The following is a 505-nucleotide window of genomic DNA, read 5'->3' on the forward strand; positions in this document are numbered from 1 at the left end:
CTTGATCAAGAAATTAATGGTGCTCCGTTAGCCTATTTAGACAATGCAGCATCTACACAAAAACCAAAAGCTGTCATTGATGCCATCTGTAATTATTACAATAAAGACCATTCAAATGTCCACAGAGGTGTTCACACTCTGAGTGTCAGAGCAACAGAATTATACGAACAATCACGATCGAAGATTGCTCAATTTATCAACGCAAACTCTTCCAATGAAATTGTTTTCACAAGAGGCACAACGGAATCAATTAATATCCTGGCAAGCTCACTATCAAAATCTATTGGCGAAGGAGATGAAATATTAATCTCAACCATGGAACACCATTCCAATATTGTTCCCTGGCAAGAACTCAGCCTAAAAACCGGTGCCAATTTGAAAGTAATTCCAATCAATGAACTTGGTGAAATTAAACTGGATCATTTGGAGGGCATGTTAAATGATCAAACAAAGTTAATCTCGATAACCCACACTTCAAATACATTAGGCACAATTAATCCAATTA

Annotated in this window: 1 protein-coding gene; it reads left to right on the forward strand. The window is 36.6% G+C overall.

Going from position 1 to position 505, the window contains the following annotated elements; genetic code table 11:
- Window positions 1-505: aminotransferase class V-fold PLP-dependent enzyme (locus tag QGH30_09800; protein ID MDP7022616.1), on the forward strand; the 505-nt coding region annotated here is incomplete at both ends.

The organism is Candidatus Krumholzibacteriia bacterium (assembly GCA_030748535.1).
Classification (GTDB): Bacteria; Krumholzibacteriota; Krumholzibacteriia; order JACNKJ01; family JACNKJ01; genus JASMLU01.